The organism is Nocardia sp. bgisy118 (genome assembly GCF_057708605.1).
In genome coordinates, this window is sequence record NZ_JBYISM010000017.1 from 93,402 (window position 1) to 107,653 (window position 14,252).

The 14,252-nt window shown below is 69.5% G+C and carries 13 protein-coding genes and 1 tRNA gene; 6 read left to right on the forward strand and 8 right to left on the reverse strand.

Going from position 1 to position 14,252, the window contains the following annotated elements; translation table 11 throughout:
* Nucleotides 1-37: 37 nt before the first annotated feature.
* The gene (locus tag AC3EO7_RS21240; protein WP_431966337.1) at nt 38-598 is read right to left on the reverse strand and encodes a dihydrofolate reductase family protein; all 561 of its coding nucleotides are present in this window, start codon (nt 596-598) and stop codon (nt 38-40) included.
* Between the two features lie 337 nt (nt 599-935).
* Between AC3EO7_RS21240 and tuf the strand changes: the two genes are divergently transcribed.
* Together tuf and AC3EO7_RS21250 are read left to right on the forward strand one after the other, a co-directional pair.
* Nucleotides 936-2,117: an elongation factor Tu gene (gene tuf, locus AC3EO7_RS21245; protein WP_431966335.1), complete on the forward strand. Its 1,182-nt coding sequence runs from the start codon at nt 936-938 to the stop codon at nt 2,115-2,117.
* Between the two features lie 389 nt (nt 2,118-2,506).
* Nucleotides 2,507-3,946, forward strand: coding sequence for a lipase maturation factor family protein (locus AC3EO7_RS21250; RefSeq protein ID WP_431966333.1), 1,440 nt, complete (start codon nt 2,507-2,509; stop codon nt 3,944-3,946).
* A 136-nt stretch (nt 3,947-4,082) separates the two neighbouring features.
* On the opposite strand, the gene AC3EO7_RS21255 is transcribed toward AC3EO7_RS21250, so the two are convergent.
* Nucleotides 4,083-4,155, reverse strand: a tRNA-Gly gene (locus tag AC3EO7_RS21255).
* A gap of 75 nt (nt 4,156-4,230) precedes the next feature.
* Between AC3EO7_RS21255 and AC3EO7_RS21260 the strand changes: the two genes are divergently transcribed.
* The gene (locus AC3EO7_RS21260; protein WP_431966775.1) at nt 4,231-4,698 is read left to right on the forward strand and encodes a GNAT family N-acetyltransferase; all 468 of its coding nucleotides are present in this window, start codon (nt 4,231-4,233) and stop codon (nt 4,696-4,698) included.
* On the opposite strand, the gene AC3EO7_RS21265 is transcribed toward AC3EO7_RS21260, so the two are convergent.
* Nucleotides 4,699-5,598 (reverse strand): NAD(P)H-binding protein, encoded by a 900-nt coding sequence (locus tag AC3EO7_RS21265; protein WP_435592199.1) that lies wholly within the window; start codon nt 5,596-5,598, stop codon nt 4,699-4,701.
* An 85-nt stretch (nt 5,599-5,683) separates the two neighbouring features.
* Between AC3EO7_RS21265 and AC3EO7_RS21270 the strand changes: the two genes are divergently transcribed.
* Nucleotides 5,684-6,487, forward strand: coding sequence for an AraC family transcriptional regulator (locus AC3EO7_RS21270; protein ID WP_435592200.1), 804 nt, complete (start codon nt 5,684-5,686; stop codon nt 6,485-6,487).
* A gap of 51 nt (nt 6,488-6,538) precedes the next feature.
* On the opposite strand, the gene AC3EO7_RS21275 is transcribed toward AC3EO7_RS21270, so the two are convergent.
* Entirely contained in the window at nt 6,539-7,288 is a 750-nt protein-coding gene (locus AC3EO7_RS21275; protein ID WP_435592201.1) for a lysophospholipid acyltransferase family protein, read from the reverse strand.
* Between the two features lie 100 nt (nt 7,289-7,388).
* Here AC3EO7_RS21275 and AC3EO7_RS21280 point away from each other — a divergent pair, with 100 nt between their 5' ends.
* Both AC3EO7_RS21280 and AC3EO7_RS21285 read left to right on the forward strand, forming a co-directional pair.
* Nucleotides 7,389-8,348 carry a hypothetical protein gene (locus AC3EO7_RS21280; RefSeq protein WP_435592202.1) on the forward strand — a complete coding sequence of 320 codons (960 nt, stop codon included), beginning with the start codon at nt 7,389-7,391 and terminating at the stop codon, nt 8,346-8,348.
* 185 nt (nt 8,349-8,533) lie between these two features.
* Nucleotides 8,534-10,069, forward strand: a complete 1,536-nt coding sequence (locus AC3EO7_RS21285; protein WP_435592203.1) for a Rieske 2Fe-2S domain-containing protein — start codon at nt 8,534-8,536, stop codon at nt 10,067-10,069.
* Nucleotides 10,070-10,126: 57 nt separating this feature from the next.
* Here AC3EO7_RS21285 and AC3EO7_RS21290 read toward each other — a convergent pair whose 3' ends face one another.
* The 4 genes from AC3EO7_RS21290 to AC3EO7_RS21305 form a co-directional block, all read right to left on the reverse strand.
* Nucleotides 10,127-10,462 carry a BP74-related protein gene (locus AC3EO7_RS21290; RefSeq protein ID WP_431966321.1) on the reverse strand — a complete coding sequence of 112 codons (336 nt, stop codon included), beginning with the start codon at nt 10,460-10,462 and terminating at the stop codon, nt 10,127-10,129.
* 161 nt (nt 10,463-10,623) lie between these two features.
* Nucleotides 10,624-11,655 (reverse strand): MauE/DoxX family redox-associated membrane protein, encoded by a 1,032-nt coding sequence (locus AC3EO7_RS21295; RefSeq protein WP_435592204.1) that lies wholly within the window; start codon nt 11,653-11,655, stop codon nt 10,624-10,626.
* Nucleotides 11,656-11,867: 212 nt separating this feature from the next.
* Entirely contained in the window at nt 11,868-12,866 is a 999-nt protein-coding gene (locus tag AC3EO7_RS21300; RefSeq protein WP_435592205.1) for a DMT family transporter, read from the reverse strand.
* A 37-nt stretch (nt 12,867-12,903) separates the two neighbouring features.
* The gene (locus AC3EO7_RS21305; RefSeq protein ID WP_431966312.1) at nt 12,904-14,202 is read right to left on the reverse strand and encodes an MFS transporter; all 1,299 of its coding nucleotides are present in this window, start codon (nt 14,200-14,202) and stop codon (nt 12,904-12,906) included.
* Between the last annotated feature and the right edge of the window lie 50 nt (nt 14,203-14,252).

The window sequence follows — 14,252 nt, forward strand, 5'->3', positions numbered from 1 at the left end:
CCCACACGGCCGTCCCGCCCATTTCGTGTGTGCCGGATCAGTCGAAGGAAGGGCGAACCACGCTGTGGGCGGTGACCTTGTAGGTCGCCAGGATCACGCCGTTGTCCAGGACTTCCGAGGCGGCCAGCTCCATGGTGTCCTCGGCGTCGACGGCGTCGAACAGCCGCTGGCCCTTGCCGAGCAGCACCGGGTAGATCACCAGCCGGTATTCGTCGACGAGCTGGTTGGCACGCAGCGTGTTGATCAGGCTGCCGCTGCCGAAGACCAGCAGATTCTGCTCGGCGCGCAGCTTGGCCACGCCCTCGGCGACATCGCCCTCGATGCGGTCGGCATTCCATTCCAGCTCGGTGAGCGAGGTGGTGGCGACGTGCTTGGGCATGCTGTTCATCCGGACCTTGTAGTCGCCCTCCTCCGGGTGCTCGGGCCAGGACGCGGCGAAGCCCTCGTAGGTCGTGCGGCCGAGCAGCAGCGCGTCGGCGTCGAACACCTCGCGGCTCTTGAAGTTCGCGATGCTGTCGTTCCAGAACGGGAACGTCCAGGAGGGATTCTCGATGATCCCGTCGGCGGAAACGAATTCGGAGACGACGACCTTGCCCATTGTGACCTCGCTTGTGTGGGTGTGCCCGGAGCTTCCGGAGCATCTCACACATGCAGACGGGACAGGCTCGGGAAACTCATCGCCGCGAAAATCGCTCGCGGTATCACCCGTCGCGGCCGTACCGTGCTTCTCATGTTCCGGCTCGCCATCGCCCTGGAGTCCGCTGTCGCGGGCGCGATGGCGGCTGCCCTGGCAGCGGCGGCAGTGGCCGCGCTGCTCGACGGCGCCCGACGCTGACCTTCCCCGGGATGTCCCGGGACCTCCGACGGGGAAGGTGCCCCCGTCGGAGAGGTCCCCCATGACATTCGGGCGCTCGCCCGGTAACCGAGGAACACACATGTCGAAGCACACCTACGCCCGCACCAAGCCGCACCTGAACATCGGCACGATGGGGCACGTCGACCACGGCAAGACCACGCTGACCGCCGCGATCACCAAGGTGCTCGCCGAGCGGGGCGGCGGCGCGTTCGTGCCGTTCGACCGGATCGACCGCGCTCCCGAAGAGGCCATGCGCGGCATCACGATCAACATCGCGCACGTCGAATACGAGACGGCCACACGGCATTACGCGCACGTCGACATGCCGGGCCACGCCGACTTCGTGAAGAACATGATCACCGGCGCGTCCCAGCTGGACGGCGCGATCCTGGTGGTCTCCGCGCAGGACGGCGTGATGCCGCAGACGGCCGAGCACGTGCTGCTCGCCAGGCAGGTCGGCGTCGAGCACATCGTGGTGGCGCTCAACAAGGCCGACGCGGGCGACCCGGAGCTGCTCGAACTGATCGAACTGGAGATCCGCGAACTGCTCACCGCCCAGGGCTATTCGGGCGACACCACGCCGATCGTGCGGGTCTCCGGGCTGCGCGCGCTGGCGGGCGACGAGCGCTGGACGGCGGCGCTGCTCGAACTGCTCGACGCGGTGGACGTGCACGTGCCGATACCGGTGCGCTACACCGATGCGCCGTTCCTGCTTCCGGTGGAGAACGTCCTCACCATCACCGGGCGCGGAACGGTCGTCACCGGGGCGATCGAACGCGGCCGGGTCCGGCTCGGCGACCGGGTCGAGTTGCTCGGTCTCGGCGCGGACGAACTCACGACCGTGGTCACCGGCGTCGAAACCTTCGGCAAGACCATGGAATTCGCCGAGGCGGGCGACAATGTCGCGCTGCTGCTGCGCGGCGTGCAGCGCGGTCAGGTTCGCCGCGGCCAAGTGGTCGCCGCGCCGGGCAGCATCGCGGTGCGCACCCGCTTCACCGCCCGCGTGTACCTGCTGGGGGCCGCCGAGGGCGGCAGGCGCACCCCGATCACCAGCGGCTACCGGCCGCAGTTCTACGTGCGCACCGGCGACGTGGTCGGCGACGTCACCCTGCCCGCGGGCACGGCGCTCGCCCTCCCCGGCGAGACGGTCGAGCTGACCGTCGACCTGGGCCGCCCGGTCCCGCTGGAGCCGAACCTCGGCTTCGCCATCCGCGAAGGCGGGCGGACGGTAGGCGCGGGCACGGTCCTCACCGTCGCCTGAAACCGGTCCCGTCTCGATCGCCCACCCCCGACCGAGACGGGACCCAACCGCGCGCCTCGGCGGGACGGTCCCACATACCGCGTGCACGCCTCACACAGTCGGCGGTTGTGTGAGGCGTATACACGCTCTGTGCGGCGGGCGTGCTCGAGCGGCGAGCACCCGGCCGACCGACCGGTGCCACACAGCAGTGGTCGCCTCACACAGGCGGTGCCTATGTGAGGCGTGCGCGCGGGCTGTGAGATCGGGGCGGGGTTCGCATTGCCTTGTGACGCGTCGCGGAGGGTGTAGAGGTCGGGAGGGAGTGGCGGCGGGCTGCGGGGCGTTTTCGCACTGGTCGGTCGGGTAACCAGCAAGCACCATGGGCTTCCACGGTCCGAGGAGCTGCGGGCATGGAGTGGTTCACGGCGCCCGAATACTGGCAGGCCAGGCTGGTGTTCCAGCGTGGCCTGGCCGTTGTGTACCTGCTCGCCTTTCTCGGGGCGGCGCTGCAATTCCGCGCGCTGATCGGTGAGCACGGCATGCTGCCCGCGCCGCGGTTCCTGCGGCGGGTTTCGCCGCGGCGGTCACCTAGCTTGTTCCACCTGCACTATTCGGACCGGTTCTTCGCGGGCGTCGCGTGGGCGGGGGTGGCGCTGGCGGCGGCGCTGGTCGCGGGAATCGGGGATCTGGTGCCGCTGTGGGCGGCCATGGCGCTGTGGGCGGTGCTGTGGGGGCTGTACCTCTCGATCGTCAACATCGGCCAGGTGTGGTACTCGTTCGGCTGGGAATCGCTGCTGCTGGAGACCGGTTTTCTCGCGATCTTCCTCGGCAACGACACCGTGGCGCCGCCGCTGCTCGTGCTGCTGCTCGCCCGGTGGCTGGTGTTCCGGGTGGAGTTCGGCGCCGGGCTGATCAAGATGCGCGGCGACCCGTGCTGGCGCGATCTGACCTGCCTGTACTACCACCACGAGACCCAGCCGATGCCGGGCCCGCTCAGCTGGTTCTTCCACCATCTGCCTCGGCCGCTGCACCGGATGGAGGTGGCGGCCAATCATGTCGCCCAGCTCGTGGTGCCGTTCGGGTTGTTCGCGCCGCAACCGGTGGCGAGCATCGCCGCGATTCTGATCATCGTCACCCAGCTGTGGCTGGTGCTCTCCGGCAACTTCGCCTGGCTGAACTGGCTGACGATCCTGCTCGCGTTCACCGCGCTGGAGGCTTGGGTCTTCGGCCCGCTGCCCATCCCCGAGGCGGGGACGCTGCCCGAGCCGCCCCTGTGGTTCGCCGGCGCGGTGCTCATCCTGACCGTGGCCACCGTCGGCCTCAGTTATTGGCCGGTGCGCAACATGTGCTCCAGAAACCAGCGAATGAACACCTCGTTCAACCCGTACCACCTCGTCAACACCTACGGCGCCTTCGGAAGCATCGACCGGGTGCGCAACGAGGTGGTCATCGAAGGCACCGCCGACGCCCGGATCTCCGACGAAACCGTGTGGCGGGAATACGAATTCAAGGGCAAACCGGGTGACCCGCACCGCTGGCCGCGCCAGTTCGCGCCCTACCACCTGCGACTGGACTGGTTGATGTGGTTCGCCGCCATCTCACCCCGCTACGCGGCGTCCTGGCTGCTCCCCTTCGTCGTCCGGCTGCTCCAGAACGACCCCGCCACCCTGCGCCTGCTGCGCCACTGCCCGTTCCCCGACGCCCCGCCCCGCTACATCCGCGCCCGCCTCTACGAGTACCACTACACCTCCCCGCACGAACTCCGCCGCGACCGCACCTGCTGGCGCCGCGAACTCGTCGACGACTACCTCCCGCCGCTCACCCTGCACCAGGCCCGCGGCTTCGCGTAGTGCCTGGCGCGGCGTTTGCTGGGCCGAGAGCGGCAGTGGGCGTTTCCGATCGGGGGCACGGATCATGGCCGATCGACGGGTCGCGTGAGGGATTGGTGAAAGGTGTCGCGCACGAGCGACGTGAAGGGAATCGAAGAGCGGATGACGGGATTCGAACCCGCGACCCTCACCTTGGCAAGGTGATGCGCTACCAGCTGCGCTACATCCGCATGCACCGCGTGGCGTCCCGGGGGCGCGTTGCCGTGCGATGGGCAACTTTAGTCGGCCGGTGCGGGTGATTCAAAATCGGCCGCTGCTCACATAGGTTGAGCGGCATGGGTGAGGTGGTGATCGAGGTCGCCGAGAAGGCGACGGAGCAATTGGCGGAAGCGGTTTCGGCCTTGAATCGGCAGCTCTCCAGCAGGCCGAGGGTGCTGAGCGTCGACGAGCTGACCGAGCTGGTCGAGTCGGAGGCCACCCGATTGTTGGTCGCCTACCTGGACGGCGCACCGGTCGGCATGCTCACGCTGGTGACCTATGCCATTCCGACCGGGGTACGCGCCAGGATCGAGGACGTGGTGGTCGACGAGGCGGCCCGGGGTCGCGGCGTGGCGTTCGAGCTGACCGAGGCCGCCGTGGAGCTGGCCCGCCGAGCCGGCGCCCGCACCGTGGACCTGACCTCCCGGCCCGAGCGTGCGGCGGCCAACCGGCTGTACCGGCGCGCTGGGTTCGAGGTCCGCGAGTCGGTCAGTTATCGGCGAACGTTCGACTGATCAGGCCTGCTTTTCGACGCGGGCGAGGCCGGGGGCCACTGGTTCCGGCACCACGCGGAACGCATCCGCATTGGTCGCGGCCCAGTCCGCGTAAGTACGGGGCGTGCGGCCGAGGACCACTTGCACGTCATCGGTGCGCACGGCGTTGCCGCCTGCGCGCACGTAAGCCTGACCGGCGAGCGCGCCGTCGATGTACTCGCCCGACATACCCGCCGCCAGCATGTGCTGCCGTGCCAGTTCCTCGGGGATGTCGGCGACCTCGATCGGGTGGCCGAGCACCGCGGCGAGGGCGGCGGCCTGGTCGGCGGCGGTGAGCAGTTCCGGGCCTGTGAGGGTGTAGGTGTGGCCTGCATGGGCGGCGGACAGCAGGGCTTCGACCGCGACGGCGGCGACATCGCGCGGGTCGATGACGCCCTGTGCGCCATCCCCGGTGAGGTTGGGCACGGGCTGACCGGCGCGGATGGGGTCGGCCCAGCTGAGGGTGTTGGAGGCGAAGCTGCTCGGGCGCAGGACGGTCCACTCGAGTCCGCTCGCCCTGGCGGCCTGCTCGCCGGGCAGATGCCAGGTGCCGACGCGGCCGAGGTCCGGTTCCCCGGTGCCGATGGCGGAGAGCTTCACGATGCGCCGCACGCCCGCCGCGCGGGCCGTGGCGATGAGGGCGCGGTCGGTCTCGACGTCATCGGGTCCGAGTACGCCGACCAGGAACACCGCTTCGGCGCCCGTCATCGCCGCCGCCATCGACGCGGCGTCGCCGTAGTCGCCGCGCACCACCTCGACGCCCTCGGGCGCCTGCGCCCGTGCCGGGTCACGCGTCACCGCGCGAACCGGTATCTCGCGCGCGGCCAGTTGTCGGACGATCTCACTGCCGATGGTGCCCGTGGCACCGGTGATCAGAATCATGGCTACGACGGTGCCGTGCTCAGGCCGTCGCTTATAGGAAGTTTCGGCACAACCGCCGGGCGCGAAAGTGCCTAGAGTCGATGCGGTGCAGACCACGCCCGTCCGAACCGCCGAGCGCCTCGAGTCCACCGAGCGCGCACCGGAATCGCTGCGCCCGTGGCTCACTGAGCTGGGCCGGATTCCCTTGGTGCGGGACCTGTCCGAACCGTTCGCACACATCCCGCACACCGCGACCACCATCGTGCTGCGCACGGAGCAAGCCGGACGACGCGAGGCGCTGGTACTCGGCCCGCGCACCAGGGCAACGTATTCGGCCGCGAAGGCGCCCGCGAGCTGTGTCCGGCTGCGCCTGGCTCCCGGCGCGGCCCACCCGATGCTCGGCGTCGCCGCGAGCGAACTCACCGACCGGGCCGTGCGGCTCGCCGACCTGCCTGGCCCCGCGGCCGAACTCGCGGACGCGCTCGCCGACCTACCCCACGACGACGTCCTCGCCTTCCTGGAAGACGAACTACCGCAGCGCCTTTCCGAAGACGCCACGCAACGCGCACACCGCGACCTGCTGGCCAAGGCCGCCGTCGCCCTCGCCGAACCGGCCGGACGACCGATCCCGGCGCTGGCCGCCGACCTCGCGGTCAGCGAGCGCCAGTTGCGCAACCTGTTCAGCAGCGGGATCGGGTTGTCGCCCAAGCATTTCGCCCGCATAGACCGGGTCCGTCAGGTCCTCGCCCACGCGGGAATCAGCCCGTGGTCGCGGATCGCGGCCGACAACGGTTACTACGACCAGTCCCACCTGACCGCCGATTTCCGTACCCTGATGGGCGTGCCGCCGGGCAAGTTCTTCCGCGGCCACCTCCCGGCCGCCACACCGTGCCAGGTGGTGACGGCCTGACGGCCGCACGCAAAGCCATTGGGCACAGCGACCCCGATGACCTGTCGAGGATCAGTCGGCGCGACTCGCCCGGCGGGCCGCCTTCTCGGCCGCTTCGGCGGCGTCCATGGCGTCGGCCTGTTCGAGCGTCGGGGCGCTGCCGCCGAGGCGGGCGGGCACCCAGTAGGCGCCTGGCTCGTGCGTGTATCCGTCCTGCACCTCGAGCAGCATCCGCTGCATGGTAGCGCGTAGCTCGGCGGTCAGGTCGGCGGCGGGCTCGTACGGCTGGATGGGCTTGCCGACCAGAATGGAGATCGGAGTGTTGGTGCGACCCAACCGCTTCGGGAAGCCCTTGGTCCACACTCGCTGCGCGCCCCAGATGACGATCGGGATGATCGGCACGCCTGCCTCGATGGCCATCCGCGCGGCGCCGGACTTGAAGTCCTTGATCTCGAAGCTGCGGCTGATGGTGGCCTCCGGGTACACGCCGACCAGTTCGCCGCGCCGCAGGTAGTCCACCGCGGCCTTGTAGGAGTCGGCGCCCGCCCCACGGTCCACCGGAATGTGCTTGAGCGACCGCATGATCGGGCCGGAGATGTTGTTGTCGAAGACTTCCTTCTTCGCCATGAACCGCACGTAGCGCTTGGGCGTGCGCACCGGCAGACCGGCGTAGGTGAAGTCCATGTAGCCGGTGTGATTGACCGCGACGACGGCGCCACCGGTCGCGGGGATGTGTTCATCGCCCTTGACGGTGAACTTCAGACCTTGCACGAAGAAGACGGTTCGGGCCAGCCCGATGATCGTCCGGTAGACGGGTTCCACAATTCCGCTAGCGTAGTCGCAGACTTTCCCATCCGGCAGTGGCGAAACGCCCACCGGATCCGGGATCCGCCCCGATCGGCTCAGAAAGAGGATCGTCGAAGTGGAACGCGCCCGACTGCTGGCGTATAGCGACCGGACTATCAGGAACGCAGGCGACCCCACCGCATCGAGCGAGAGTTCCGCGGCGCCGCCCGGCCCGGCTCTCCGGCGCGGGTATCGCGGGGCACTGATCGGCATGGCGCTCGGCGGCGCACTCCTGCTGACCGGTTGCGACTCGGTCTCGGGCATCCCGGGCGACGACCCCGCGCCCGCCAAGGCGGCGACGACGCCGCCCGCTGCGATTCCCTCGGCGCCGCCCGCTACCGCGGCCACCAGCACGCTCGCGGCGCCGCCCGCCGACGCGCCCGAGGTCGGCGCGGTGCCCGGCGTGCCGGAGGCCGCGGTAGCGCTGCGGCGCTGGGCCGCCGACCTGAAGTCGGACACCATCGCGGAACTACAGGACAAGTGCTGGGCCATGGCTCCCGGCAACGTCGCCGAGATGTACGAGGACAAGCAGACCATCCTCGCCGCCATCGCCCAGCCCGGCACGGCGACCGCGAGCACCGTCACCTGGAAGAGCCGCAGCGCGACCGTCACCGTGGAGCGCGACGCGATCGCGACCGGTTACACCTGTCCGCGGGTCTTCCCGGCGGGCACGGAGATCGGCTACAACGACGCCGACGCCCGCCACACCGTGCGCCGCTACCTCGCCCGCTTCGTCGGCGAACCGCTCGACCCGGCCGACAAGGAAGGCGACTACCCGCTGATCTGCAAGGCCAGCCCGGCCGAGTGGGACCCGAAGGGCACCGGAAGCCCGACCCCGCCGCCGCTGGCGAACAACCCCGGCAAGCTGACCGGCGCGACCGACTTCGCAGGTCAGCAGATCAGCTCCGACCGCATCGGCGACGGCTACCTCACCGTGGAGGTGCCGGTCACCAACTCCTCCGGCGTCACGCAGGTTCGCACGTTCACGCTGACCGAGAGCGACGAGGGGTACTGCATCGGCGATGTCTCGCCGTAGCGGGCACCGTGAGCATCGTCATGTGAACGCAGCTACTAACCTGGTTGCCTGATAACGCCCATCTGGCGCGGCGCACGGTCGGAGCGCAGCCGGAGGTACGCCCGATGGTGCCGCCGGACGAAGTCCGTCCATCGCTCAGCGCACCGCCGGAGCGCAGGCGGAGGTACGCGTAGGAGGAACAGCTCGTGCAGATCACCAGCGTCGGACACGCCGGATTCCACATTCGAACCGCAGCCGGAACGATCCTTTGCGATCCCTGGGTCAACCCCGCGTACTTCGCCTCGTGGGTCCCGTTCCCCGACAACACCCAGCTGGACTGGGACGAGCTGGGCAACTGCGATTTCCTCTACGTCTCGCACCTGCATCGCGACCACTTCGATGCGGAGCACCTGGCGAAGCACGTCAGCAAGGACGCGACCGTGCTGCTGCCGGACTACCCGGTGCCGGATCTGCGCCGCGAGCTGGAGAAGCTCGGCTTCCACAAGTTCGTCGAGACCGAGGACTCGGTCAAGCACACCGTGACCGGTCCCGGCGGCGAGCTGGATGTCATGATCATCGCCCTGCGCGCGCCCGCCGACGGACCGATCGGCGACTCGGGTCTGGTGGTCTCCGACGGTGAGACCGTCTGTTTCAACATGAACGACGCCCGCCCGGTGGACATGGACGTGCTGCACGACGCGTTCGGCCACGTGGACATCCACCTGCTCCAGTACTCGGGCGCCATCTGGTACCCGATGGTCTACGACATCCCGGCGCGCACCAAGTCCAATTTCGGCAAGCAGAAGCGCCAGCGCGGCATGGACCGGGCGCGCAGCTACATCGAGCAGGTCGGCGCGACCTGGGTGGTGCCCTCGGCGGGTCCGCCGGTGTTCCTCGACTCGGAGCTGCGTTACCTCAACGACGACCGCGGCGACGAGGGCAACATCTTCCCGGACCAGATGGTGTTCCTGGAGCAGATGGAGATCCACGGCAACGAGGGCGGGATCCTGATGATCCCCGGCTCGGTCGCCGACGTGCGCGGCAAGGAACTGTCGCTGAAGCACCCGTTCGATCCGGCCGAGATCTACGCCGACAAGGCGGGGTACATCGAGCGGATGGCCGAGCGGTTCGCCCCGGCGCTGGAGGCCGAGAAAGCCTCGTGGGCGAAGGGCGACGGCCCGCTGCTCGAGCCGCTGCGGAAGCTGTTCGAGCCGATCATGGCGCAGAGCGATCTGATCTGCGACGGCATCGGCTACCCCGTCGGCCTGGTGCTCGGCGAGGAGACCGTGGTGCTCGACTTCCCGAAGCGGACGGTGCGCGCGCCCATCGAGGGCGAGGGCAAGTACCGCTACGGGTTCCGCATCGCGCCGGAGCTGGTGCAGACGGTGCTGCGCGACAACGAGCCCGACTGGGTGAACACCATCTTCCTGTCCACCCGATTCCAGGCGTGGCGCATCGGCGGCTACAACGAGTTTCTCTACACGTTCTTCAAGTGCCTCACCGACGAGCGCATCGCCTACGCCGACGGCTGGTTCTCCGAGGCGCACGACGATTCGGCCTCGACCGAGATCGCGGGCTGGGAGGTGCAGCGCAGGTGCCCGCACCTGAAGGCCGATCTGTCCAAGTTCGGCGTGGTGGAGGGCAACAACCTCACCTGCAACCTGCACGGCTGGCAGTGGGATCTGGAGTCGGGCCGGTGCAAGACCTCGAAGGGGCACGAGCTGCGCTCGCGCAAGCTCTGAGTTCGACGAACCCCGGCCGGCGCGCGCGGCCGGGGTCTGCCGCGGTGGTGCCGTCGATCAGCGGATTTCCCTGGTGAGCCTGGACGACCACGGGCACCAGAAACAACCGGGCAGGAAGGCGCCGCACGCCTCGTCGAGGTGATCCTCGACGTAGTAGATGGCCGAGTCACAGACCTCGATCGCCATGGTGAAGAAGGTGATCGTGTCGGGATCGAGGTGGAAGCTCCAGCCCGGGTTGTAGTCGACTGGCTGCTTCCTGATTCGGCCCATGACGTGGACCGACATCTTTTCCTCGCCGGACAGGATCCGGCGCGCCTCTTCGATGCGCTGCTCGTTGGTCAGCCGGATGATGAATTCCTTGCCGGAGTAATCGGTGAATGCAAAGTCCGCCATGACATCTCCCCTGCTGAAAGTAGTGGATGGGTCGCGCGCGGTTGCTACATCGATGCTTCACGATCCTAGCTACCAATGGGCAACTATGTCACGAAATGCTCTGCGCACCAATCGATTTGAACCACAGGTTGGTTTCTCCCCGAGGAAACCAGGCCGACCGGTCAGCGCGGGCCGCGCATGGCAGCCTGATGACCGTTGCTTCGAGAGGAAAGCTGAGTTCGGACGGATTTTCTGGCGAGAATCAGCTCGCGGATCGCGATAGCGCCCCGCGCGACGGGCGCGGCGACCCGTCCGTCGGCGTCGATCAGCACGGCCGACGGTGTACCGCGGACGCGGTAGCGCAGCGCTGCCTCGTTGCCCTGCTGAACCAGCGAAGGGATGTCGCCGAGCTCCTGTTCGACGCCCCAGGCGGCCTGCTCCGCGGCGTCCCCGTTCCCGACGGCCACCATGGTCAGATCGACGCGCGACCGCCATCGCGGCAACTCCCGCGCCAGCGCGGCACACAGCTCGCAACCCGGATGCACGAACACCAGCAGCACGGCTCGGCCCGCCGCGAGCAGGTCGGCCAGGCTGGTGCGCGTGTTCGCGACGTCGAGCAGATCGAACTCCGGCGCGACCGAACCCACCGGCAAGCCCTCGGCGCCCAGCGTCGAGAGCGCCTGCTCGTCGAGCCTGCGACGCAGCGCGCCGACCTGGCCGATCAGCCACGCCAGCACCCCGCACAGCACCGCGACGAGCGCGAGTCCGGTGGCGGTGTCGGCGGGCAATCCGGCGGGAACCGAAGGACGGGCGAACGCGCCCCACAGGACCAGGGCCGCGAGCAGCATCAGCACACCGTTGCGCGCGATGCTGCGCGCACCGATCGGCGTCGCGCTCGCCGCACCGAAGCACGAGCACGCCGGATGCTTTCCGCGCCGCATCAACCGGACCATCACCGCCGTGAAGACCGTCAGCAGGAGCAGCACGCCGATCGCCGCGGCCGCCACCGTCCACGGCAGGACCACACCCACCGCGAGCACCGCCTCGACGACCGGAAGCCCCCACGCCATGGCAGGCACCCACCGCACCGGCACCTCGAAATCCCCCACCGCCTGCCGCGTCCCCGCACGATCGGCCAGCTTTCCCCAGGCCGACAATCCGAACACCACGGCGAGCGCCAGCCGCGTCACCCACACCCCGTATTCGATCAGCATGGGCCGCACCCTCCCACATCTGCGGTTATTCGAAATCGGAATCGCCGGAAGAGTATTCGAGGTGTTGCGAAGAACTGTTCGGTTCGGGGCGAACGACGACGCTCACGCCCGGGCACGAACAGCCCGTTGCGCGGCGGCTGCGCAGCCCGACGAGGTCATTACCCGAACGGGCGGATCTGTGGGCGTGCGCACCGTCGGCGGGAAGCCGAGGGTCATTGGTCCCCAATCCGGGAATCGGCCGACGTGGATGCGATGCCGGGACGCTGCTTGGCGGCCAGCCCGACCGCGACGAAGGTCAGCAGGCAGCCCAGCACGGACCACGGTGACAGGGCGGGGCCGGTCGGGATGAGCAGGTCGAGGGCGATGGCGGTGGCGAGCTGGCCCGCGACGGAGGTGAGGCCGAGCAGCAGGACTCCGATCCAGCGGACGGTGAGCGCGGCGAGGGCGATGAACGCGACGCCGATCGCGCCGCCCAGGTAGAGCCAGGGTTCGGCGGGGAATCCGCCGAGGCCGCCCGTGCCGGTCAGCAGAGCGGCTTCGATCAGCAGCAGGGCGACGAGCCCGACGGCGAAGTTCACCAGGGCGGCCGAGAACGATCCGCCGACCGCACCGACATGTCCGTTCACGGCCTGCTGCCAGGCCAGGCCGATGCCCGCCAGCGCGGGCAGCGCGATGAGCAGCGCGGACGGGACCGAGCGCAGCGATTCGGGGAGCGCGAGCGCGCCCGGTGCGGCGCCGGAGCGGTCGGCGACGGCGAGGAAGACCGCGCCGACGGCGAGCGCCGCGCCGCCCATCCGCAACGCGGTGATCGGGGTCGAGCCGCTCGGTGCCAGACCGAGCCGGTCGACGACCAGGCTGCTGGACAGCTGCCCCGCGACGACGGCGACGGTGAACGCGGTGACGCCGATCGCCGCGACGGTCAGACCCTGGCAGGCGACGAAGAACGCGCCGAACAACCCGCCCAGCAGCTGCCACCGGTGCAGCGTCCGCTCACCGAGCGCCCTGCGCACCGCGCCGAGTCCATCGCGCAGCCGCCCGCTGAGCGCAAAGGCGATCGCGAGCAGGAGCAGCCCGGTCCCGAAACTCACGGTGGCGGCGGCGATGCCATCCTGCAACCGGACACCGAGCGCACCGTTGATCCGGGCCTGCACCGCCACACCCGCGCCGATGCAGAACCCGCACAACAACCCCACCCTCGCCCGCCCGGTCATTTCCGCACCGTACCCGCGGGGCGATCAGCGCCGCCGCTCACGCCTGTCCGGCGACCTCGGCTCGCACCACGTGCCGCGGCAACCAGGCCGGGGTCAGGGCGGCGATGGCGAGCATGACCAGGCCGAGCAGCGCCAAGGTCGCGGCCATCGAGAGCCAGAGCGTCGCCAGCGCGACGAATCCGAAGATCACCAGCGACACCACCTCCGAGAGCAGGCCGGACACCGAGGTGACCGTCGCGCGGGCCGGGCCCTCGATGGCGTCCTGCAACCGGGATTCGGCGACCACCTCGGCATTGAGCACGACACCGTAGCCGAGGCCGATCGCCGTGAAACCGACGCCGGTCAGCAGATACACCGCGTCCGGACGATCGGTGGCCAGACCCGCGATCAACGCGCCGCCGATGAACAGCACACCGCCCACGGCGACGGCCGCCGCGATGACGCGTGCGGACAACCGCGCCGTGCGGCCCGCGAGCAGCGAACCGGTGAGCGAGCCGACGACGGTGAGACCGACGAGCAGCGGCACCACCACGGTCGGCGCGCCCGCCGATTGCGCGAGCAGCGCGAAGTACTCGTCGTAGGCCGTGATACCGAACAGCAGTGCGCCGAGCAGCACACCGTTACGCACCCGGCGCACCCGGATCGCCTCGCCGACGCCGGTGCGCAGCATCGTCACGTATCGGGTGAGCACGCCGGACCGATCGGCGGCCGCGGCCCGAGCCCGTGCGTCGCCGGGCACGACGGGGTGACCCGGTACCGCCGCGACGGCGGCGGGCGCGTCGTCGGTCAGGTCGTCGACCGATGCCGCCTTCGGCGCGCTCGGCAGCGACACCGCGACGAGCACGTGCAACGCCGCGATCGCCACGCTCGACCAGCCGACCAGGGCATACCCACCCCAGGCGTACAGCGGCGTCGCGGCGAGGATCGCCACGACAACGGCGCCCTCCGCGGCCGCGCGGGCGTAGCCCATGATGCGCGGATAGGCGACGGGTTCACCCTTGGCGACCAAGTCGTCATAGATCAGCGCCTCGAAGGTGCCCGACTCCAGGGCGCTCGACACGCCCCACAGCACGAAGCCGATCGCGAATCCGAGATAGGACGGCGCGACGGTCCACCACGTGAAGGCCGCGAGCACCAGCGCACCGCTGACGATGAGCAGGTTGCGCCGGGACACCGTGTCGGCCCAGGCGCCCGACGGCACCTCGAGCACGAACGCGGTCACCGACCACAGGGCGAGCAGCGAGGAGATCTGCGCGGTGTTCAGGCCGTGTTCGGCGAACAGCAGCGCGTACAGCGCGTAGAGCGGGATGAGATCGCGCGAGCCCCTGAACAGCACCGCACGTACGGTGAGACCACGGACGCCGTGATCACGACCCCGTCGCGTGG